Origin of the sequence: Cellulomonas xiejunii, assembly GCF_024508315.1 — a bacterium.
Classification (GTDB): Bacteria; Actinomycetota; Actinomycetes; order Actinomycetales; family Cellulomonadaceae; genus Cellulomonas; species Cellulomonas xiejunii.
Genome location: NZ_CP101987.1, coordinates 4,079,284 through 4,099,430, shown reverse-complemented (window position 1 = coordinate 4,099,430; position 20,147 = coordinate 4,079,284). Strand labels below are relative to the sequence as shown.

Genomic DNA, 20,147 nt, shown 5'->3' with positions numbered 1-20,147 from the left:
CGGCGCTCGGCCGGACCGCCGGTGCCCTTGGGCCTCGTAGTGAAGGACGGAAAGACATGTCGGATCGGGTGATGTGGTTCAACGGAGCGTGCGTTCCCTGGGAGGACGCGCGGGTCCACGTCTGGGACGAGCTGGCGCTGCGCGGCGCCAACGTGTTCGAGGGCATGACGGCGTTCTGGGACGACGCGCAGCAGAGGCATCGTCTGCTGGCCGGCGGCGCGCACGTGGACCGGCTCTTCCGCTCCGCCGCGACGGCCGAGATCCCGCTGCCGATGCCCAGGGCGCAGGTGTTCGAGGCGCTCGCCGAGGTGGCGGCCCAGCTGGGCGGCGCGGACATCTACCTGCGCCCGACGTTCTACGCCAAGCGGGGGCGCTCCACGCTGGCGCCGGACAGCGAGGGCGCCATGTACATCGGCGGGTTCCCGTTCCGGCCCAGCAGGCCTGCGGCCGTCCGGGCGATCGTGAGCAGCCACGCGCGCTTCGGTGGACCGATCGGTGCCGACGTGAAGTCGGGCGGCTCCTACCTCGACTTCCGCGTCTTCGAGCGTGAGCGCGTCGAGCACGGGGTCGAGCACGTCTTCTTCCTCAACGACCGTGGGCACGTCGCGGAGGCCGACGGTGCAGCGATCCTGCTGGTGCACGACGGTGTCGTGGTGACCCCGTCGGTGGACTCGGGCGTCCTCGACTCGATCACCAAGCGGATCGTGCTGGACATCGCGCGTGGCCTGGGCCACCGGGTCGAGGAACGGCCCGTCCGGCGTGAGGAGCTGTACGAGGCGCAGGTCGTGCTGGCCGGGACGCTGCTGGGTCTGCGGACCGTGGACGCCGTGGACGGACGCGACACGGGACGCACCGGCGGCGCCGGGACCGCTGCGGAGCTCGCCGACGAGTACGGCCGGTTGTGCCGGGGTGAGGGCCCGCTGGCGCCCACCTACCTGGACCCGTTGCCGTGACCGCAGCCACCGGGGGCTTCCGCGATGTCGGCTGACGTCGTGGAGGTGGTCGTCGGTCTCGCCACCGAGATCCGCGTCAACCTGCAGACGGGTGACCTGACGGCCAAGGCCGGCAGCAGCCGCGACCGGCTGCTGCTGGCAGGGCTCGGTCCGTTGCGCTGGGCAGCACGTTCCGAGGAGGACGCCGTCCTGCTGCAGACGGTCTCGGGTGAGCGTTGGGTGGTGCGGATGTCCCCGGTCTCCGGCCTGGTCGCCGCCCTCGAACCCGCGGTCGACGTCCGGCTGCTGTCGCAGGGAGGCGATCGATGCGCGACGTCGACGTGATCGTCGCAGGTGGCGGCATGGCCGGCCTGCTGACCGCGCTGACCCTGGCGCGACGCGGTGTCCACGTGGTGCTCGTCGAGCCGTCGCGGCTCGGCGCCGGCCAGTCGGGACAGTCGCACGGCTACCTGCACCGCGGCTACGCGTACGGTCCCGACGAGCCGCGCCTGCCGGCGCTGCTGGCCAGCGCGCGCCAGCACTGGCAAGGGCTGCTCGAGGAGATCCGACCCGTGACGGACCGCTCCACCGTCGCCTTCTCCGAGCCCGCTGCGGTGCGTCGGGCCGAGAGGTACTGGCGGGAGTCGGGTCTGGACGTCGTGCCGCAGCCCACCCCCGGCTGGCTGACCGACACCTCGGTCGCCTGCTTCGGCAGCGCCGAGCCCACCTACAACGTCGGCGACATCCTGCGCGGGCTCGGTGTGCAGGCCGACGCTGCCGGGATCGAGGTGTGCCGGGGCGCGGTGGAACGCGTCGAGCAGTCCGGTGACGGCGTACGCGTCCGCGCCACCGGGACCGACAGCGGCACGCAGCTCCTCCATGCCCGCACGGCGGTCCTCGCCGCGGGCGCGGGCACCCCCGGCCTGCTGGTGCGGTCCCGGCTGCCGGCGGTCGTGCAACTCCGCCAGGCGTTGATGCTGGTGCTGCGCGGCCGGCTACCCGCCGTCAGCGCGCTGTTCCCCGGGCAGGAGGAGCACGGACTTTTCCTCGCCAGCCGGGTGGCGGCGGACGGTCGCTCCACCTGGTTGGTGTCCGACTTCCAGTCCTTCGACAGCGGCGGTCGCGACGTCGGCCAGCTCGCCGGCTGGTGGGCCCGCCGGGCGCTGCTGACCCTGCGCAGGGTCGTTGCCGCCGCCGTCCTGGCCCGGGTCGACTCCGTGTCCGGCTACACCGCCATCAAGAGCGGGTTGCTGCCGAGCAGCGGGACCGTGGCCCACGAGTTCGGCATCCAGCTCCTCGACGGTCGCGTGGTGGTGGCCTGCCCGTCGAAGCTGACGCTCGCACCGTTGGCCGCCCGGTCCACGGCCGACGTCGTCGCGGTCCGGCTGGGTCTGCGGCCCGGCGACGGCGGCTGGGACCCGGTCACCCCGGTCCCACCGCACCGCTCGACGGCGCGCGAGAGCTGGGAGACGCCGATGGCCGCGCTGGAGCACCCCGACCTGCTGGGCGAGCTTCCGCGCATCGGCACGCTGAGCGAGCTCTACCGGCGGGTCCCGGCATGAGCCCTCACCTGCCCTACGCGCTCGTCGCCACCGATCTCGACGGGACGCTCCTGCGGTCCGACGGCTCCGTCAGTCCCCGTACCCGTGACGCGCTGGCGGCCGCCACCGCGCGCGGTGGCCGGCACGTCGTCGTCACCGGCCGCTCGGTCGTGTGGACGAGGCCGGTGCTGACGGCGCTGGGCTACACCGGCCTGGCCGTGTGCGGTCAGGGCGGGCAGGTGTACGACGTGGGTGCGCACCGTGAGCTCACGTCGTACGTGCTGGACCGGGACGTCGCCCGACGAGCTCTCGCCGCGATCGAGCAGGTGTGCGGGCCGTTGGCCCTGGCCGCCGACCAGGCGGGCGTCGACGGGGCCGTGCTCGCGGGACCCGGCTATCGCCCTGACCCGCTCGACGGTCTGCCGGTCGTGCCCGTGGACGCGGTGGCCCTGTGGGAGAAGCCGGTCCGCAAGTTCTACGTACAGCGCGCCGGGTTCGACGAGAACCGGCTGCACGGGCTCGCGTCGCGGCTCGCCGGGCACCTGGTGAGCGTCACGAAGGCCGGCCCGGGTGAGATCGAGATCCTGCCGCTCGGCCTGTCCAAGGCGACCGGGCTGGTGCACGTCGCCCGGCTGCTCGGGTACTCCGGGGCGGAGTGCATCGCCTTCGGCGACATGCCGAACGACGCCCCGATGCTCGCCTGGGCGGGGTACGCCGTGGCCATGGGCAACGCGCATCCCGAGCTGAGGGCGGTCGCTGACGAGGTCGCCCCGACGAACGACGACGACGGTGTCGCGGTGGTGCTGGAACGGGTCCTGAGCACGGCGACGACAGGCCCGGGCGCGTCCCGCAGGTGAGGCGTCGCCGCTGCCGGCGACTACCCGTCCTGCCGCAGCCGCCCGGAGAGGGTGACGAGGCTCGTCGGTCGGCGCAGGTCTGCCACGGTGAGGCCCGCCCACCCGCCGTCGCGCAGCAGCGACAGCACGCGCGGGGCGAGGTGGAGCCGGCCGCCGACACCGAGGTAGGTGCCGGCCATCGTCGGTGCGGCCAGCCCGTTGGCCTGGGCGACGGCGTCCCGCAGCGCGGTCTCGGCCGGCCCCTCGGGTGCGAGCACCGGCCTGTCGACGCCGGACCCGGTGACGACACGACCGTCGGGGCGCCGGACGACGAAACGGTCCGGGCTCATCACGGCCGTCCTTCCGCTGTCGGCGGAGAGCAGGAGGTCGCGCAGCTGCCAGGGCTCGAGGTTGGCGGTGACGTCGGCCGTCAGCCGGCCGTGCTCCGCACGGACGTCCGCACGTTCCACCGCGGGGTGCCCCAGCAGGCGCTCGGTGAGCAGGTCGAGGTCGACGTCGACCTCTCCGATCCGCGCCGAACGGGTACGTGGCCGCGGAGGCCCGGCCGTGAGCGCGTCGGCCTGCGCACGGGTGAGATCGCCATGGGCGGCCGCGTGGACCAGGATTGCCTCGATCGATGTCGCGAGCTGAGCGCTGTCCCGCTCCTGCATGACCGACCCGTCGAGCCGGGCCTCGATGAGGAGCCGCCCGTCGACCGTGGACGCGCCGACGTACAGGTTGCAGACGTCCCATGACTCGGCGGTGCGGTAGACGGTCGTCCTCGAGCGGGGCAGCAGGTCGCGCAGGTCGACGTCCGGCTCCACCTGCTCCAGCGCCACGTCGTGGAAGGTCACGCTGATCGCCTCGGGCCCGGGCAGGAACGCGCCCCGCTCCGCCTCGAGACGCGCGACGCACTCGTGGAACTCCAGGACGTCGAAGCCCATGTGACGACCGGCGACGAGGACGGACCTCTGCAGCCGGCGCAGGACCTCCGTGAACGACGTGCAGTCGCCGAGGTCGACCATCAGGGGCATGTCCCGGAACACCGCGGCGACGAGCAGACGGGTGGTCGGGAGCTCCCGGAACGACCAGGTCAGGCCCAGGGCCAGCCGGTCGCGGCCGAACTGGATGGCCAGCGCCCAGTACGCGGCCGCCGTGAAGATGGAGGCGGGTGTCGCCTTCAGGGTCGCGTGCAGGCGGGTCAACGCCAGGCTGGCCGCGAGCGAGTCGAGGTCGGCGCGCACCACGTCGGCGCCCGGACGGCCGCGACCCACCGGCAGGACGCTCACCGGCACGTCCCGCAGGGCGGAGCCCCAGTGCTGCAGGGCGGCCTCGGCGCGCCGGCGTCCCGTGCCACGCTCGTACAGCGCCTGGTCGATGGGTCGTGGGACGTCGTCGGCCAGGTCCGCGGGACGTCCCTGGTGGAGCGCGGTCAGCAGCTCGTCGAGCTCGCGGACGAGCATCCAGGCGGCCGTCCCGTCGACCGCGATGTGGCAGATGCCGACCACGAGGTCGCCCGACGGCGCTCTGCCGAACCGGATCGGGGGTCGTGTCGCGATGTCGAACGGTCGATCGGCGAAGGCGCGGCGCGAGTCCTCGTCCTCGAGGCGCACGAACGTGACGTGGACGTCCTCGTGCACGTTCTGCCGCGGTCGACCGTCGTCGTCGGCGTCGAACGACGTGCGCAGCACGTCGTGGCGGCGCAGCAGCGTGCTCACCGCGTGCTCGACCGCGTCGTCCGGCAGGCCCTCCGGCACGGCGACGTCCCACACCAGGTTCGGCAGCGCCCCGTGCCCGCCGCTCTGGTAGGACAACCACTCGAGCTGACCGAGGCCCGACTGCAGCGGTCCGGAGCGCTGGATCCCTCCGGCGAACACCGCCGGCTCTGCTCCCATGTCCCCACTCTCCTCGTTGCGTCGACCTGTGCGCGGCCTCGTCGCCGCGTCGAGGCCGCGGGGGGGCGAGCCCGACGCCGCCGGTCAGACGAAGTAGCGGGCCTGCAGGCGGTACAGCTCGGCGTACGGTCCTTCGGACCTGCTCAGCACCTCGTGCGTACCGACCTCGACGACCCGGCCGCCCTCGAGGACGACGATGAGGTCGGCTGCCCGTGCGGTGGTGAAACGGTGTGTCACCAAGACGGTCACACCGCCCTCGAGCCGGCCCAGATCGGCGTACTGCTGGAACATCGCCTCCTCGGCGCGGGCGTCGAGGCTGGAGGACGGCTCGTCGAGGAGCCGCAGCAGCGGTGCCTCTCGCATGGCCGCACGCGCGTTGGCGACGGTCTGCCACTGCCCGCTCGAGAAGCCCTTGCCGTCCCAGGACACGCGTCCGAGGCGCGTCTGCAGGCCGTCGGGCGCGGCGGCGAGGAGCCGCTCACCGCCGGCCGTCCGCAGTGCCGCCGCGATCCGCTCAGGATCGTCGCGGTGCTCGAGCCAACCCAGCCCGATGGCGTCCCCGAGGTGCATCTCGATGTGTGCCGGGTCCTGGAAGGCCGCCGTGAGCCGGGCCCGCCACTCCTCGGGTGCGAACTGGGCGTGGTCGACGCCGTCGACGAGGATGCGACCCTCGGTAGGTCGGTACAGGCCGCTGAGCAGCTTGACCAGGGTCGACTTCCCGGCGCCGTTCTCTCCGACGAGCGCGACCACGGCCCCGGCCGGCAGCTCGAGGTCGATATCGCTCAGCGAGGGCCTGTCGCGGTTCCAGTACTGGAAGCTCAGGCCCTGCACCGTGATGCCGCGTTCGAGCCGCGCCGGGACCGTAGCCGGCGCGGGTGGGACCACGGCGGAACGCTCCGCGGCGCCGTCCTCGATCACGTCGAGGAACGCCCGCGCGGCCCGGAGGGACTCCAGCGTGTAGTACGTGAGGTTCAGCAGGCTGTGCACCTGCCCGGTCACCTGGCTGGTGACGGCGACGGCGGCGACGATGAGACCCAACGAAGCCTCGCCCGCCAGACCGGCCCGCACCATCAGGACCACCGCGGCGGCGTAGGCCAGCACGAAGAGCAGCCACGCCAGAGCGACGGGCACCCGGGCCTTCAGGTCGGTCCGTGCGATGTCCTGGCCCCCTGCGTCCCAGGCCACGCGGTGCCTGCGCCGCAGCTCGCCCGCCAGCCCGAACAGGCGGGTCTCGCGACCCGGCGCCGCGGTCGTCGCGAGCGAGAACAGGTGATCGGCCAGCCGGGTGTGGGGCGTGACGCGCCGCTCCGCCTGACCCCGCTTCTTGTCCGCGGCCTGCGTCGCCAGCACCGTGGGTACGGCGAAGAGCGGCAGGACGGCCAGGACGGGGACGACCGAGGCCATGAGGACCGCCGAGGCGACCAGCGCGAGCGCCGCCCCGCCCAGCCACATCAGCCGGTCGAACCCCGGCCCGATCTGACCGCGGGCGCGATGCACCAGCGCCGCCTTGTCCGAGCGGGTCGAGCGCTCGTGGACCTCCAGCGTGGGCGTCGTGCCGACCACGTCGATGAACTGACGGTCGACCTCGTTCTGGATCTCCTCCTGCAACCGCAGGCGCGTGAAGTACCCGGCGATGAACGTGCCCTGCGTGAGCATCACGAAGACGGCCACGCACAGCGCGATCAGCAGCACGCCGCCGGTCGACTGCTGGGTCGCCATCTCGCTGATCAGTCCGAGCAGGAGCGCGAGGCCGACCCCGGTGGCGGGTTCCAGGAGCGCGACCGCGATCACGACCGCGGTCCGGAACCGGTCGGTCCTCGGGGCGATCTGGAGGACGAAACGTACGGCGCTGATCACGATGCCACCTCTTCGAACCGCTTGGCCTGCAGTCGGAACAGCTCGGCGTAACGGCCACCTGCTGCCATCAGGTCGTCGTGCGTGCCGTCCTCGATGATCCGGCCCTCGTCGAGTACCACGACCCGCTCGGCCTTGCGCACTGTGGCGAAACGGTGCGAGATGGCGATGGTGGTGGCGCCCGCGGTGAGCTCGTGGAAGGTGTCGTAGAGCTGGGCCTCCGCGCGGGGGTCGAGGCTGGCCGCCGGCTCGTCCATGATCAGCAGCTGGGCGCCGTGCCGCAGGCCGAACAGCGCACGGGCGATGGCGATGCGCTGCCACTCGCCGCCGGAGGCCTCGACGCCGTTCGTGAACGCGCTGGACATCACCGTGTCCCAGCCGTGGGGCAGGCGCTCGATGAAGCCGCTGAGGCCGGCCTGGTGGGCCACGGCACGCAGGCCGTCCTCGTCGTCGGCGTCTACCAGCGAACCGAAGGCGATGTTCTCGCGGACCGTGAGCTCGTAGCGGCCGAAGTCCTGGAAGACCCCGACCACCTGACGTTGCCAGCGACGACGGTTGGAGTCGTCGATCGGGCTCTGCCCCACCCGTACGGTGCCTCCGCCGGGGGAGTCGAGCCCGGCGATGAGCCGCGTCAACGTCGTCTTTCCTGCACCGTTGAGACCGACGATCGCCAGCGACTGCCCCGCGGGGACGACCAGGTCGATGCCGTGCAGCACGTCGTCCTGCGCACCGCCGTACCGGAAGTGCAGGTCCTCGCAGGAGATGGTCGCAGCGGGCGTCTCCCAGGGCTCCCTTTCCGGGTCCGTGGTGGTGGTCACGGCCGGGAACGAGAGCGCCTCGGTGGCGGCCTTCGAGCCGAAACCCATACGCAGGTCGTCGTCGTCGGCCCGCAGGACCTGGAGGAGACCACGGATGGCCAGTCCTCCCATTGCGAGATCACCGACCGTCGTGCTGCCGGTCGCCGCTCGATGTCCCAGGTAGTAGAAGATCGAGGCGACCGTGGTCCCGGTGACCAGGACGACCACGACGACGAACAGGCGGTGCTCGCGCCGCCGCTGCCAGACCTCCACCATGTTGGGGCGCCACTGCGCCTGGTAGGCGTCACGGAAGAATGCCGTCAGGCCGAAGAGACGCACTTCCCGCGCCGCGTCGGGCGTGGTCGGGACGTCCCGCAGGTATGACGTCCGCCGGAGCTTCTTCGTCTGGTTCACGCTCTCGATGACGGCGGTCCGGTAATTGCGCACGAGCCGCAGGTGGATCACCACGAAGACGACGAGGACGACCGGTCCCATCCACCAGCTGACCTGTGTAAGCAGGGCGGCGAAGCCGATGCTGGACACCCACAGCGAGGCCCTGGTGGAGTACCCGAAGACGGCTTCCCCTGGGGGCATGTCGATGGTCCCGGCGCCGCGCGCGCGTCCGATGCGGCTGAGGTAGGCGGAGTCCTCGAGGTGGCCGATGGTCGCCGGCTGCGACGCTGCCATCATCACACGCTCGCCGAGCCGGCCGGTGACCCGGCGCCCGACGGCTCGGCCGAGCGAGGTCCGCGCCGACTCGGCCAGGTGGGTGACGAAGAACAGGACGACGATCAGAGCGACCCAGGCGTAGCACTCGCGCGCCGCAGGGGTGTCCAGACCGCCGCCGATGGCCGGGGTGAGACCGTCGATGAGCTCACCGATGGCGATGGTGATGCCGACGGGGGCGGCGCCGGCGACGACCGCCATGGCTGCGGTCACGGTGGCGGCCGCAGGCGCCACGGTGAACGCGTACCGGATCAGCGAGGTGGTCGCCCACCTCTGAGCCGGGGGCGCCTGTCGTTCTTCCGTGGTCACGAATTCTCCTCGTCGTCGAGGTCGCCGGTGCTCGTCGCCATGACGCCGACAGGAGCCGGGCGATCACCGTCCAGGGGCGGTCCAAAGTCGCCTCCACGATGTGTGGAGGCCTTCTCGGCGCGCCTTTCCAGGTCAATCATGCCGACTCCTCGGAGACTGTGACTCGTGTCTTTGCTCGGGGGCCGGACCTGTGCCTGCGATGGTCTTCCCGGGATTCCCGGTGCGCTGTCCAGGGCGGCAGCCGGTGCCTGGCGGGCCGGCACCAGAACATACACCAGGGCTGGCGCGACGCCACCAGGTTTCAGCGGTCGTCCGTGGACGTCCTGATCGACATCCGGAGGCCCATCCGAGTCGTCAACCAGTGGTCGTCCGGGCGGCGAATCCGTGAGGTGTGTTATGGCACGACGACGTCCTGTGGAGTTGACACTTGACTCCCGGTCGGTGGAAGGTGGCGTCCTCGTCCTGACCGTCGAATGTGATGCCCGTGGGCCGCATCCTCACAGGATCGCCGAAGACGATGATTCGCGATGCGCGGGAACAGGGGACATACATCGTGCGGTCCGCGCCAGAGCTGAGCGAGCGCTTGTCCGGGTCGAACTCCGATGCGCCGGTATGGGTCGACGAGGCAGGAACCCTCGACCGTCGGGCGCTGCACGAGGAGATCGGCAGGTGCCTCGACCTGCTGGTCGCGACCGGTGTCCGGCCGGGTGACTGCGTCGCCGTGCAGCTCGCCCCCGGCGCCTCCCTGTTCGCGTTGCTCCTGGCGATCTGGAGGCACGACGCGGCGGTGATGCTGCTGGACCACCGGCTGACCGAGGCCGAGACCGAGAAGCTGGCGCGGCTGTGCCTCCCGGCGTTCCGGGTCCGGGCACCGATGCCCGCGACCCGCTTCACGGCCCGCTCGGAGCTGGTGGTCGAGGCGATGACGGGCAGCGTGCCCCTGCCCCAGGACGTCCGCCTCGTGCAGTTCACTTCCGGGTCGACCGGGCAGTCGAAGGTGGTGGGGCGCTCGGCTGCCTCGCTGGACGTCGAGATCGACCGGTACGCCGCCGTCGACGACATGCCGGGCGCCGACGACCGGCTCCTCCTGCTGTGCTCACCGGTCCACACCTGGGGACTGGTCGGCGGCGTGCTGTACGGCCTCGCGACCGGCATGCCCGTCCTGTTCCCCTCGGCACAGCACGGGGCCGCGGTCGTCCGTGCGGCCACCGCGCTCGAGCCGACGGCGGTGTTCGGGGTGACGACGCACTTCGACATGCTCGGCCGAACGGCGGGCCTGCCACGGATGCCGCACCTGCGCGTCGCGACCAGCGCGGGCATGATCACCGGCCCGGCGGTGGCCGAGCGGTTCCAGCAGGCCAGCGGCTGCCCGCTCGGCCAGGTGTACGGCCTGACCGAGACCGGCGTGGTGACGGCCGACCTCACCGGGCGGTTCGCGGCGCCGTCCGTCGGCCGCCCCGCGCCCGGCATCACCGTCCGGTCGTCCGACGACGAGCTCCACGTCTGGCTGCCCCGGAGCCCGTACCTCGTCGAGGACGGCGTCGACCGGTTCTCGGACGGCTGGCTGCGGACGTTCGACCGCGCCCGCGTCGACGAGGTCAGCGGCGCGGTCACCATCCTCGGCCGGGCGGACTCCGTCGTCGCGGTCGGTGGCATCAAGATCGACCTGATGGAGGTCGAGCAGGTGCTCCAGGAGCACCCCGACGTCCTGAACGCCGTCGTGACGTTCGGCAACGTGATCGAGGCGCACGTGGCAGCCCGTCCCGGGCTGACGGACCGGGCGCTCGCCGCGTGGAGCCGGGAGCGGTTGAACCCTCTCAAGTCCCCGAAGCGCTACTACCTGCACGACCGACTGATCCAGACACCGACCGGGAAGGTTGTCCGTGACCGAGAGCAGCTCCTCTCTGCCGTCGCAGAGCATAGACCAGCAGCCGACGACGCTGGAGATCAGTAAGGACGAGATCCTCGCCGTCCTGGCCGACTGCGCCAGCGCGGGCCTGCCCGAGACGATAGACGACGACACCCTGCTGGTCATCGACTCCTACGCCGCGATCTGGATCCAGCACCTGCTGGAGGAGCGCCACGGCGTCGTGGTGAGGCTCAGCGGCGAGACCGCCGACATCGACTCGGTGGCCAGCTTGCATGCGCTCGTTAGTCGGAGCCTGCGCGTGGGCGCCGAGTGACGACGGACGTCTACGTCAGCGGGTTCGGTGTGCTCAGTGCCTTCGGCCTCGGGCCGCAGGTGCTCCTCGACGGCGTCTTCGCAGGATCGCCCGCGTTCGGTCCGGTCACCCGGTTCGACGTCTCCCGGTGCCGCACCGACCAGGCGGCGACGTTCCCCGGGGCGGACGGCTGGCAGACGGCGGACGTGGCGAGCGCCTGCGCGCAGCAGGCGCTCGACATGGCCGGCTGGCGCCACCCCTCACAGCTCCCCGTCGTGATGGCCTCGAAGCTGCGCGCACCCGGCGTGGAGCCGGAGTCGCCCGCGGAGACGACCGAGCGTGTTGCCGCCCGCCTCGGCCTGGCCAACCACAGGCGGACCTTCGTCAACGCCTGCTGCGCCGCCGCGAACGCGATCATCCACGGCGCGCAGCTGGTCAGCACGGGTGCCAGCGCGGCCGTGCTCGCGGGCGGCGCCTTCCTGGTCGACCGGCAGGCGTTCCACCTCTTCGACGCCGCCCAGGCACTCGCCGCCGACGGCCGGCTGCGGCCCTTCGACCAGGACCGTCAAGGAGTTCTGCTCGGGGACGGCGGTGCCATGCTGCTGCTCGAGTCGGGGGAGAGCATCCGCGCACGCAAGGCGCGGCCGCTGGCCCGGATCGCCGGCTGGGCGATGACCGACGACGCGTTCCACGTCGCGCAGCCCCACACCGCGGGCGCCGGGATCGCCGCGGCCGTCACCCGCTCCCTCGGACGAGCGGGCATCGGCCCCGACCGGCTCACCTACGTCAACGCGCACGGTACGGGCACACCGCGCAACGACGCCGGGGAGGCCGCCGGGCTGCACGCAGCGCTCGGCGCGCAGGCGGAGAAGGTGTTCGTCAGCGGGACGAAGAGCACGACCGGTCATGCGCTGGAAGCCAGCGGCGCGCTGGAGGCGGTCATCACGCTGCTGGCGATCCGTTCGTCCCTGCTGCCACCGACGGCGGGGTTGCGTCGACCCGACGAGCGCCACCCGCTCCGGCACGTCAACGCACCCGAGCACGTCGACGTGCCGTACGCCTTGAGCCTCAACTCCTCGGTGGGTGGCGTCAACGCGGCTATCCTGCTGGCCGCGGCGTGACGGCGCCCACGGCCGTCGAGGTCGTCGCGAATGCCCAGGTGCACGCCGGGCCGGACCTGACACCGCTGGTCGGGTTCATGGCCTCGGACTTCGCGCCCCTGGTGTACGCCGCCGTACGTGAGTGCGTCGGCGACCCGCGCGGCTCCCACCTGCTCGAGGGCGTCGGCGACCGGGTGGCGATCGTCCTGGGCTCCCGGCGGTTCGACACCGTGAGCCTGGACCTCTCCGTCGAGCAGGTGGACCAGGGGCGGGTCAGCCCGATCCTCTTCTACCAGGTCGTGCCGACCGCCGTGCTGGGCCAGGTCGCCCGCGACTACGGCCTGACCGGTCCGGTCAGCTGCCTTGCCGTGACCGACGACGCGCGCGCGGAGGTCCGGGAGGTGGCCGACGTCCTGCTGGCCGACGGCGACGTCGACTGGGTCCTCGCTGTGACGGTGGAGATGGCACCCGACCCGACCCCGTCCTCCGCCGGTGCCGAGCTGGTGCGGTGGCCGAACGACCGGAAGGCATGATGACGACGACTCCTCGCCCCGCCCCGCCGAGGCCCTCCGTGGTGCGCGGGACCTGGCTGGTGAGCAGCACCACCGCCGCCGTCACAGCGCAGACGACGTTCCCGTTGCTCGACCGTGAGTGGGACCTGCTGCCCGGGGTGTTCGCTCCGACGCACTGCGCCTCGACCGGATTCTTCACCGAGTCGATCCCGTTCCCTGTCGGCGGCTCGTTCCTCGAGGTGGGGTGCGGGACGGGGGTGACGGCGGTCGAGGCTGCGCTCAGGGGCTGCGCCCGGGTGGCGGCCACGGACATCAGCGCGGCGGCCGTCGAGAACACCCGGCTCAACACGGACCGCCACGCGGTGTCCGATCGGGTAGAGGTGTACCGCGGAGACGTCTTCGACGGCCTGCCGCCGCAGGGACGCTTCGACGTGGTCTTCTGGAACTCCCCGTTCGTCGATCCGGGCATCGACGAGCGCTCCGCCGCACGGCCGGTCGAGGACGACCGACGGAAGCACCTGCGACGAGCCGTGTTCGATCCCGGGTACCGCGCGCACGAGCGGTACCTCCTCCAGGCCGGCGCCCGGCTGACCGCCGCGGGCCGCCTGCTGCTCGGCTTCAGCGACCTCGGTGACCACGACGCCCTGGCACGACTTGCCGCCGACGCGGGCTACCGGATCTCGGTCCTGCGCACCTCCGGGGACCTCGTCAGCGGCGTCGACTACCAGCTCCTCGAGCTGCTGCCACGATGACGGACAGGAGGCACCGCACCGTGGGAACCACCTTCGTCCCGGTCGACGTCCGGGAGGCCGTCGCCGCCGACACGACACTGGGCGCCGGCAACGCGCTCGAGACGGCGATGCGCATCAGCCCCGACGTCGACGCGCCGTACCTGTTCGTCGAGCGGCCGCTGAGCGACGCGCACGGGGTCGGGCGCGAGCAGCTGAGCCTGGCCGGGCTGACTGAGCTGGTCGGCGCGTGGAGTGCCTGGTACGCAGCGCGCGACATCGGTCCGCGCGACCGGGTCGGAGTGTACGTGAGCGAGGGTGCCGACAGCCTGGTGCACTACCTGGCCCTCAGCCGACTGGGTGCGATCGCGGTGCTGGTCAACGGCGAGATGGATCCCGCTGTCGTGCTCACCTACCTCGAGCGCACCGCCCCTGCCGGGCTGCAGACGGACGACGTCCGGCTGGCCCGGCTCGCAGGCGTCCGGGACCTCGGGGACACCTTCTGGGTGTCGTCGATCGACTCCGTCGACCTGCCGGGGGACGCCGCGGTGCCGCCGGCCTTCCGTCACTCCGCGAGCGATCCGGTCCTCGTGTGCCACACGTCGGGGACCACCGGGACGCCCAAGCCTGTGATCTGGGCCCACGAGCAGATGATGGTGGGCATCCGTGGCCACCTGACCCGGTTCAGGGACCACCCGGAGTCGCTGATCCTGTCGGCGCTTCCCCAGTCGCACGGGTCCGCCATCGGCTACGCGCTGCTGGCGATGCTCTCCGGTGTCCCCCTCGTGCTCATGTCCGACCGGAGCGGCCGGGCCGTGGCTGACGCGGCGGGTCGCTACGGCGCGACCATCGTGGTCGGCTTCGCGGTGACGATGGCCGAGCTGGCGCTGCAGGAGAGCGACGCGCCGGGTCTTGACCTGGTCGAACGGTGGGTGAGCGTCGGCGACGCCTCCCACCACGCGCACATCGCCCGGCTGGTCGGGCGGGGCCGGCACCAGGCCGGCACGCGGCAGGTCGCCGGCTCGATGTTCGTCGACGGCTTCGGCTCCTCGGAGCTCGGCTGGGGTGGCGTGCTGAGCATGATCACGATCCCCGGGGTCGTCCCGCCGCACCGCTGCCTCGGGGTCCCGCAGCCGTTCGTCGAGGTCGCGGTCCTGCGGCCGGACGGCACTCCGGCCGCCACGGGCGAGGTCGGGCTGCTCGGCGTGAAGGGCGCGTCGGTCACGCCGGGCTACTGGAACGACTCGGACAGGACGTACCGGAGCCTGCTGAACGGGTACTGGCTGTCCGGAGACCTCGTCCACCGGGACCAGGCCGGCCGGTTCTTCCACGTCGACCGGGAGGTCGACGCGATCCCCACCGCGAGCGGCACGGTCTACTCGGTCCTCACCGAGGAGATCCTGCTCGCCCACCTGCCGGAGGTCCACGACTGCGTGGTCGTGGCCGCCGAGTACGCCGGTGTGACGGGTGCCGTCGCGCTGGTGCACCTGCAGCACGGGCACAGCGCGGACGGCATGCTCGACCGGATCAACGAGGTCCTGGCCGGGCTGGGCCGACCGCCGCTGGCCGAGGTCCGGGCAGGCGCCCCGACGTCGGTGCCGGTCGGTGTCACCGGCAAGGTGCTCAAGCGGACGCTGCGTCAGACGTACGCGGCAACCGTCACACCTCCCGAGGTGCCGGGCGCGGTCGAGTAGCGTCGGGGGACGCCGCGGGCGACCACCGTGGCGGCCCGGTCACCGGTGCGGCACCACCACGGCGGAGGCGACCAGCCCCTGCCGGACCGTCCACCGTCCCTCGAAGCATCCGCGGGGACGTCCGTCGACGACCGGTGGCGGAACGAGGAGCCGAGCCCGGAAGTGGCCGGACGCCGCCCGGGTCAGGTCGCCACCGACCTCGATGTCCGCCTCGCTGAAGTCCAGCCATCTCCCCGTCAGCGGGAACCACGCCTTGTAGACGGACTCCTTGGCGCTGAACAGCAGACGATCCCAGTGGATCGCGGGCTCCCGAACGGCGAGCTCGGCCAGTCGGCTGCGCTCCGAGGGCAACGACACCAGGCGCAGCACTCCCTGCGGGAGCGGACGGTGAGGCTCGGCGTCGATCCCGAGAGAGGCGAGCTCCTCGCTCCGGGCCAGGGCAGCGGCGCGGTACCCGTCGCAGTGGGTCATGCTGCCGACGACACCCGTCGGCCAGGACGGTGCGCCGCGTTCCCCGGGGAGCACCGGATGTGCCGGCAGGCCCAGCGTCGCCATCGCGGAGCGCGCGCATGCACGCACGGCGGCGAACTCCCGACGACGCCTGTCCGCGAAGCGCGCGGCGACGACGGCCTCCTCCGGGTGCAGCGACGCGCCGTCCGGGCGGGCGTCACCGTATGTCTCGACGCACACCACGGAGTCGGGCAGCAGCTCGCGCATCACGGGACGGCACGTCGGCGGGCGTCCGGTCCGCGCATCCCCTCCGCTCGCGTGCCGCGGCACGCTTCCACCCCGCGGGAACGCAGCCCGCCGACGATGTGGTCGCCGTGGTCGTCACGCACGATCGTCATGGGCACGAGCACCGGGCCGGCGTGGGCGGCCTCGGCCTGCTGCAGGACGTCGACGACGGCCGAACGCCACGCGGTGAGGTCCTGGAAGTCATGAAAGGCTGCGGGCGGGAGCGTCCGATGCAGGGCGAGCCGGGGGAGCTCAGGGTCGGCGACGTGCGCGTCGACCAGCCGACGTCCGAGGTCGAACGCGGTCTGGGTCCTGCCTGCACCGAACGCGCCGTTGATCCAGATGAGCACTTTCAGGAGCGTAGGCGACCTCGTGATGGCACCGGGAACGGTCGACCTCCCGGAGACTCTCCTTCATCTTCTCGATCGCCGGATGGCAACCGGCGCGTCGGTGACCCGCTCGGAGTCGGCCGAGCTGCGGGAGGCAAACGGCGGATCCGGCTGCTGGAGCAGGAGTACGAGGTCCTGCGCCGGGCGGCCACCCCACGGCCGCCCGGGCCCCCGTGCGCGCGGCTCGCTCGTCCGACCAGGCAACACCGGCGAAAAGCGCTACCAGCGGCACTGTGTAGACCCCTACAGTCCTCGACGACAACAGCACAGGGGAAGACTCGGGTGGGCCGGAGACTGTCGGTTACCACTGTCACTGGCCAGGTCGCGGGTTCGAGTCCCGCCGTCACCTCGGTGACGTAGCTCAGATGGAAGAGCAGGAGTCCGGCGTCATCACACGCCCACCCGAGCCTCCCCGGAGCGGGCCGGAGTGTCTTCGGTTACCTGGTGATGGCAGTGCGGGTTCGACCCCCGGCCCCTCGGGGTACTGCCCGGCGGCGCGAGCCGCCGTACCGGGGACACGACCACACGCCCGCTCCACCCACGTCGGAGCGGTGGTGGGCCGGAGCGGATCGGTTCTCCTCACCTCTCTGGGAGCCCTCGGGAGAGGGCAGCCCGGTTCGCCGGGGCCACCCGGTGCGCGCACCACGCCCGCCACCGCCCCGACGACCGACCGAGAGGAACGACCGATGGACGTCCTGCGCACGCTCGGACTGCGGCGCACGCCGCAGCGCGAGCGCGCCGACACCCGCCAGGAGCTAAACGCCGCCGGTGGCTACGCGTTCGTGCTCGACGACGTCGCCCGGCTGCGGCGCTTCCTGACCCTCGGCGTGGACGGCGGCACCTACTACGCCGCGCCGCGCGAGCTGGCGCGGGAGAACGCCGAGGTCGTCGGGCGGATGGCCCGCGAGGACCCCGAGACGCTGGTCAGCACCATCGTCGACGTGTCCGTCCGTGGCGCCGCCCCGCGCCAGAACCCCGCGCTGTTCGCCCTGGCGTACGCCGCGTCGGTGCCGGAGTCGGCACAGCTCGCGCTCGCGGCGCTGCCGGCCGTGGCCCGGACGGGGACGCACCTGTTCCTGTTCGCGGGCTACGTCGAGCAGTTCCGCGGGTGGGGCCGGGGCCTGCGGCGCGCCGTCGGCGGCTGGTACACGTCCAAGGACGCCGACGCCCTCGCGTACCAGGCGGTCAAGTACCGCCAACGTGAGGGCTGGTCGCACCGCGACCTGCTGCGCCTGGCGCACCCGACGACGGCCTCGCCGGAGCTGCGGGCGACGTTCGACTGGATCGTCCGCGGCTCGGTCGGTGACGCGACGCCGACGCTCGTCGAGGGCTTCGTGGCGGCGCAGGCCGCGACGGAGACCACGGTGTGGGTCGACCTCGTCCGGCGTCACCGACTGTCGTGGGAGATGCTCCCCGACGCGGCGCTGGGCGAGGTGGCGGTCTGGGACGCGCTGCTCGACGTCGGCGTGCCGCAGACGGCGCTGATGCGGCAGCTGCCTCGGCTCACGCGGCTCGGCATGCTCCCGGACCTCGGGGGCCGGACCGACGAGGTCGTCGCGCAGCTGGTCGACCCCGGCCGGCTGCGGTCGGCACGCGTCCACCCGGTCAACGTGCTCGTGGCGCAGCGGACGTACGCCTCCGGGCGGTCGGCCCGCGGCGCCGGCGAGTGGACGCCGAGCCGGAAGGTGACCGACGCCCTCGATGCCGCGTTCTACGCGGCATTCGGGGCCGTCGAGCCGTCCGGGAAGCGCACGCTGCTCGCGGTCGACGTCTCGGGGTCGATGGCGGCGCCGATCTCGGGCATGCCGATCACGGCTCGCGAGGCGTCCGCCGCGCTGGCCCTGGTGCAGCTCGCGACGGAGCCGGCGGCGTCCGCCGTCGGGTTCACCACGCGGTCGGGCGGCAGCGGCTGGCACAACAGCGCGCTGCGGCCGCTCGCGATCTCGCCGCGGCAGCGGCTCGACGACGCCCTGGGCGTGGTCGACGCGATGCCGATGGCCGGGACGGACTGCTCGCTGCCGATGGTGTGGGCGACCGAGCAGGGCGCCGAGGTCGACACGTTCGTGGTCTACACGGACAACGAGACCTGGGCGGGCAGGGTGCACCCGCACCAGGCGCTCGCCGAGTACCGGCGGCGGTCGGGGATCGACGCGCGGCTCGTGGTCGTCGGCATGACGGCGACGGGCTTCTCGATCGCCGACCCGTCGGACGCGGGGATGCTCGACGTCGTCGGCTTCGACGGCGCGGTGCCCTCGCTCATCACGGAGTTCGCGCGTGGCCTCTAGGGCCCCGCACGGGTCCGACGCATCGGCCGGGGGCGGCCCCGAGCACGGGGCCGCCCCACGGTCGGCGCGCGCACGGCCGGCGTCTGCAGGATCGACGCCCGCACGGTCCGCCGGTGCGCGGTCGGCGCGCGCACAGTCGGCGCCCGCACCTTCGGACACGCCTCTGCGGGCGTCCCGTCGGGGCGCCTCCGATCCTCGTGCCGCTCGCGCACGCGAGCTCCATCGCAAGGCTGCGGAGGCCGACGAGGTGGCCGCGCGGTACCGCCTGGAGCGCGACCGCCTGATCCTCCAGCTCCGCGCCGAGGACCCCGCGCGGTGGAGCTACTCCGCGATCGCGGAGGCGCTGGGCTGCAGCCGGGAGCTGGTCGCCCTCGTCACGCGCCGGTCCCGCTGACGGCCGTCCGCACGGCGCGTCACCTGAGCGCCCACCTGAGGACGGCGCCGGCGAGCGACCGCCGGTCATCCCGCGCCGACAAGCTCCAGCTCCAGCCAGGCCGCGAGGTCCGCGATCTCCCGCTCGACATCTGCGGTCATGGCTGCCGTGAACGGCACGTCCCGGTGCAGCGCGGTGACCCGCAGCACGCCGGCACGCACGTCGGCCGTCGCGTCGAGCTTGCCCACCAGCCTGTCTCCGTGGAGCACAGGCAGCGCCCGGTACCCCCACCGGCGCTGCGTTGCCGGCTTGTACATCTCGAGCTGGTAGTGGAACTCGAAGATCTCGGTCATGCGCTTGCGGTCGAGCACCAGGCGGTCCAGCGGTGACAGCAGCGCGGCGCGCCCCACGAACGGCTGGTCGAGCGTCGCGGGGTCGACGCGCCACTCGCCCCGCACGCCCTCGACGACCGCCGGCTCGCCCGCCAGCCCCACGTGGTCGGGCTCGTCGGGGCGCGCGGTCGCGCTCGCCCGAGCGATGCCCAGCGCCCGCAGGCGGCGCTCGTCCCGCGTCGCGCGCGTCTCGGCGAGGGGCAGCGCCTCGACGTCGGGGTAGACCCGCGAGGCCAGGGCCCACAGCTTCTCGCGCTTCTCCGAGCCTGCGATCGCGACCTCGCCGCGCTGCGCCAGCAGGCCCAGCAGCATCTGCACGTTGCGCCGGTCGTTCCAGCCGGTCGAGCGCCACGGCCGCACGCACGTGTCGGGGATGCGGCTGGCCGGCAGCGGCCCGTCAGCACGCAGCAGCTCCAGCACGTCCTGGCGGCAGCGGTCGTTGGCGCGCAACCACGCGCGCACCCCGTCGGGCGAGCCCGGCGCGTCGTCGCCGGGCCACGCGTCCATCTCGGCACGGAACAGGGCGACGTCGTCGGCCGGCCGCAGGAACCCGCGCAGCTCGACCAGCCGCTGCTGGTCCACGAGGTCACGCAGCTCCGCCGGTTCGTACGCGCTGCCCAGACGGCTCCACAGCACCAGGTCCGCGCCTGGGCGCCACGGCGCTGGTCGGGTCGGGCTGCAGCACGCCGAGGTGGCGCACCACCTCCATCACGCCGTCGGGCCGCGGCAGGGCCAGCAGCTGGGCGCGCACGGCGACCCGGCGCGCGTCGACGCGGCTGAGGCGGTGCACGGTGGTCATGCGGCCACGGTAGGACGCCTCGGGACGGCGCGGGCGACCAGCGCCCACGCCCAGCGAGGGCTCGGACCCGCGTCCGCCCGTCGCCGAC

At 72.9% G+C, this 20,147-nt stretch carries 20 protein-coding genes; 12 read left to right on the top strand and 8 right to left on the bottom strand.

Annotated features, from left to right (window positions below; translation table 11 throughout):
• Nucleotides 1-56: 56 nt before the first annotated feature.
• From NP048_RS18890 to NP048_RS18875, 4 genes are read left to right on the top strand one after another with little or no spacing between them, the layout of a single operon-like run.
• A complete protein-coding gene (locus NP048_RS18890; RefSeq protein ID WP_227576859.1) occupies nucleotides 57-953 on the top strand; it encodes an aminotransferase class IV in 897 nt (298 codons plus the stop codon).
• A gap of 24 nt (nucleotides 954-977) precedes the next feature.
• The gene (locus tag NP048_RS18885) at nucleotides 978-1,277 is read left to right on the top strand and encodes a hypothetical protein (RefSeq protein ID WP_227576858.1); all 300 of its coding nucleotides are present in this window, start codon (nucleotides 978-980) and stop codon (nucleotides 1,275-1,277) included.
• Nucleotides 1,259-2,494 carry an NAD(P)/FAD-dependent oxidoreductase gene (locus NP048_RS18880; protein WP_227576857.1) on the top strand — a complete coding sequence of 412 codons (1,236 nt, stop codon included), beginning with the start codon at nucleotides 1,259-1,261 and terminating at the stop codon, nucleotides 2,492-2,494. The genes NP048_RS18885 and NP048_RS18880 overlap by 19 nt, the downstream gene beginning before the upstream one ends.
• On the top strand, nucleotides 2,491-3,330 hold the full coding sequence (locus NP048_RS18875) for an HAD family hydrolase (protein ID WP_227576856.1): 840 nt from the start codon (nucleotides 2,491-2,493) through the stop codon (nucleotides 3,328-3,330). The genes NP048_RS18880 and NP048_RS18875 overlap by 4 nt, the downstream gene beginning before the upstream one ends.
• A gap of 20 nt (nucleotides 3,331-3,350) precedes the next feature.
• On the opposite strand, the gene NP048_RS18870 is transcribed toward NP048_RS18875, so the two are convergent.
• From NP048_RS18870 to NP048_RS18855, 4 genes are all read right to left on the bottom strand, one after another.
• Nucleotides 3,351-5,204, bottom strand: coding sequence for a condensation domain-containing protein (locus tag NP048_RS18870; RefSeq protein WP_227576855.1), 1,854 nt, complete (start codon nucleotides 5,202-5,204; stop codon nucleotides 3,351-3,353).
• An 84-nt stretch (nucleotides 5,205-5,288) separates the two neighbouring features.
• Nucleotides 5,289-7,061 carry an ATP-binding cassette domain-containing protein gene (locus tag NP048_RS18865; RefSeq protein ID WP_227576854.1) on the bottom strand — a complete coding sequence of 591 codons (1,773 nt, stop codon included), beginning with the start codon at nucleotides 7,059-7,061 and terminating at the stop codon, nucleotides 5,289-5,291.
• On the bottom strand, nucleotides 7,058-8,890 hold the full coding sequence (locus tag NP048_RS18860) for an ABC transporter ATP-binding protein (RefSeq protein ID WP_227576853.1): 1,833 nt from the start codon (nucleotides 8,888-8,890) through the stop codon (nucleotides 7,058-7,060). Before NP048_RS18860 ends, NP048_RS18865 begins: the two co-directional genes overlap by 4 nt.
• Entirely contained in the window at nucleotides 8,887-9,030 is a 144-nt protein-coding gene (locus tag NP048_RS18855; RefSeq protein WP_227576852.1) for a hypothetical protein, read from the bottom strand. Before NP048_RS18855 ends, NP048_RS18860 begins: the two co-directional genes overlap by 4 nt.
• 413 nt (nucleotides 9,031-9,443) lie before the next feature.
• Between NP048_RS18855 and NP048_RS18850 the strand changes: the two genes are divergently transcribed.
• Genes NP048_RS18850 through NP048_RS18825 form a run of 6 tightly spaced genes read left to right on the top strand, consistent with a single transcriptional unit; the run spans nucleotide 9,444 to nucleotide 15,086 of the window.
• Nucleotides 9,444-10,844, top strand: a complete 1,401-nt coding sequence (locus tag NP048_RS18850) for a class I adenylate-forming enzyme family protein (RefSeq protein WP_227576851.1) — start codon at nucleotides 9,444-9,446, stop codon at nucleotides 10,842-10,844.
• Nucleotides 10,774-11,073, top strand: a complete 300-nt coding sequence (locus tag NP048_RS18845; RefSeq protein ID WP_227576850.1) for a hypothetical protein — start codon at nucleotides 10,774-10,776, stop codon at nucleotides 11,071-11,073. The genes NP048_RS18850 and NP048_RS18845 overlap by 71 nt, the downstream gene beginning before the upstream one ends.
• The gene (locus NP048_RS18840) at nucleotides 11,070-12,173 is read left to right on the top strand and encodes a beta-ketoacyl-[acyl-carrier-protein] synthase family protein (protein ID WP_227576849.1); all 1,104 of its coding nucleotides are present in this window, start codon (nucleotides 11,070-11,072) and stop codon (nucleotides 12,171-12,173) included. Before NP048_RS18845 ends, NP048_RS18840 begins: the two co-directional genes overlap by 4 nt.
• Nucleotides 12,170-12,685, top strand: a complete 516-nt coding sequence (locus tag NP048_RS18835) for a beta-ketoacyl-[acyl-carrier-protein] synthase family protein (RefSeq protein ID WP_227576848.1) — start codon at nucleotides 12,170-12,172, stop codon at nucleotides 12,683-12,685. Before NP048_RS18840 ends, NP048_RS18835 begins: the two co-directional genes overlap by 4 nt.
• A gap of 59 nt (nucleotides 12,686-12,744) precedes the next feature.
• Entirely contained in the window at nucleotides 12,745-13,416 is a 672-nt protein-coding gene (locus tag NP048_RS18830; protein ID WP_227576847.1) for a methyltransferase, read from the top strand.
• A gap of 20 nt (nucleotides 13,417-13,436) precedes the next feature.
• Nucleotides 13,437-15,086: a class I adenylate-forming enzyme family protein gene (locus tag NP048_RS18825; RefSeq protein ID WP_227576846.1), complete on the top strand. Its 1,650-nt coding sequence runs from the start codon at nucleotides 13,437-13,439 to the stop codon at nucleotides 15,084-15,086.
• Between the two features lie 39 nt (nucleotides 15,087-15,125).
• On the opposite strand, the gene NP048_RS18820 is transcribed toward NP048_RS18825, so the two are convergent.
• Nucleotides 15,126-15,803, bottom strand: coding sequence for a 4'-phosphopantetheinyl transferase family protein (locus NP048_RS18820; protein ID WP_227576845.1), 678 nt, complete (start codon nucleotides 15,801-15,803; stop codon nucleotides 15,126-15,128).
• Nucleotides 15,803-16,171, bottom strand: coding sequence for a hypothetical protein (locus tag NP048_RS18815; RefSeq protein WP_227576844.1), 369 nt, complete (start codon nucleotides 16,169-16,171; stop codon nucleotides 15,803-15,805). The genes NP048_RS18820 and NP048_RS18815 overlap by 1 nt, the downstream gene beginning before the upstream one ends.
• A 725-nt stretch (nucleotides 16,172-16,896) precedes the next feature.
• On the opposite strand from NP048_RS18815, the gene NP048_RS18810 reads away from it, so the two are divergent.
• On the top strand, nucleotides 16,897-18,495 hold the full coding sequence (locus tag NP048_RS18810) for a TROVE domain-containing protein (protein ID WP_227576843.1): 1,599 nt from the start codon (nucleotides 16,897-16,899) through the stop codon (nucleotides 18,493-18,495).
• Between the two features lie 247 nt (nucleotides 18,496-18,742).
• The gene (locus tag NP048_RS18805) at nucleotides 18,743-18,889 is read left to right on the top strand and encodes a helix-turn-helix domain-containing protein (RefSeq protein ID WP_227576842.1); all 147 of its coding nucleotides are present in this window, start codon (nucleotides 18,743-18,745) and stop codon (nucleotides 18,887-18,889) included.
• 65 nt (nucleotides 18,890-18,954) lie between these two features.
• Here NP048_RS18805 and NP048_RS18800 read toward each other — a convergent pair whose 3' ends face one another.
• Entirely contained in the window at nucleotides 18,955-19,896 is a 942-nt protein-coding gene (locus NP048_RS18800) for a DNA glycosylase AlkZ-like family protein (RefSeq protein ID WP_308054103.1), read from the bottom strand.
• On the bottom strand, nucleotides 19,847-20,059 hold the full coding sequence (locus NP048_RS19370; protein ID WP_308054102.1) for a hypothetical protein: 213 nt from the start codon (nucleotides 20,057-20,059) through the stop codon (nucleotides 19,847-19,849). Before NP048_RS19370 ends, NP048_RS18800 begins: the two co-directional genes overlap by 50 nt.
• Nucleotides 20,060-20,147 lie beyond the last annotated feature (88 nt).

What these genes read in the sequence shown, in the direction of transcription:
- NP048_RS18885 (WP_227576858.1), top strand. Translation starts at nt 978, where the DNA reads ATGTCGGCTGACGTCGTGGAGGTGGTCGTCGGTCTCGCCACCGAGATC.
- NP048_RS18870 (WP_227576855.1), bottom strand. Translation starts at nt 5,204, where the DNA reads ATGGGAGCAGAGCCGGCGGTGTTCGCCGGAGGGATCCAGCGCTCCGGA.
- NP048_RS18890 (WP_227576859.1), top strand. Translation starts at nt 57, where the DNA reads ATGTCGGATCGGGTGATGTGGTTCAACGGAGCGTGCGTTCCCTGGGAG.
- NP048_RS18875 (WP_227576856.1), top strand. Translation starts at nt 2,491, where the DNA reads ATGAGCCCTCACCTGCCCTACGCGCTCGTCGCCACCGATCTCGACGGG.
- NP048_RS18880 (WP_227576857.1), top strand. Translation starts at nt 1,259, where the DNA reads ATGCGCGACGTCGACGTGATCGTCGCAGGTGGCGGCATGGCCGGCCTG.
- NP048_RS18855 (WP_227576852.1), bottom strand. Translation starts at nt 9,030, where the DNA reads ATGATTGACCTGGAAAGGCGCGCCGAGAAGGCCTCCACACATCGTGGA.
- NP048_RS18820 (WP_227576845.1), bottom strand. Translation starts at nt 15,803, where the DNA reads ATGCGCGAGCTGCTGCCCGACTCCGTGGTGTGCGTCGAGACATACGGT.
- NP048_RS19370 (WP_308054102.1), bottom strand. Translation starts at nt 20,059, where the DNA reads ATGACCACCGTGCACCGCCTCAGCCGCGTCGACGCGCGCCGGGTCGCC.
- NP048_RS18810 (WP_227576843.1), top strand. Translation starts at nt 16,897, where the DNA reads ATGGACGTCCTGCGCACGCTCGGACTGCGGCGCACGCCGCAGCGCGAG.